Origin of the sequence: Mesorhizobium sp. (assembly GCF_004962925.1) — a bacterium.
Classification (GTDB): domain Bacteria; phylum Pseudomonadota; class Alphaproteobacteria; order Rhizobiales; family Rhizobiaceae; genus Mesorhizobium.
The window spans coordinates 1-246 of the sequence record NZ_SUEO01000224.1 but is presented as its reverse complement, the minus strand read 5'-3'; the positions used below and the strand labels follow the sequence as shown (position 1 = coordinate 246).

The window sequence follows — 246 nt, the reverse complement described above, 5'->3', positions numbered from 1 at the left end:
CGCTGATACCGCTGGCATTTCAGCTGCGGCTTCGGCTGCAGGCAGCTCCTCTTCCGTGACCTCAGCCGGAGTTTCCAGCTGAGCTTGCGCGACAGGTTCCGCTTCGTTGGCGGGTTCCGCGGTAACTTCGGCTGTGGCCTCTGCCACGGCAGCCGCTTCCGCTTCCGAACTCTCGGCCGGCGCGTCGGCGGCTGCGTCCGCAATCGCGGCTTCCGCTGCCTTGGCCTGCTCGGCTTGCTCTTGCGC

1 protein-coding gene is annotated in these 246 nt (G+C 67.5%); it reads right to left on the bottom strand.

Annotated features, from left to right (window positions below; genetic code table 11):
- On the bottom strand, positions 1-246 hold a 246-nt coding region (locus E5W87_RS29770), incomplete at both ends, for a hypothetical protein (protein ID WP_292405772.1).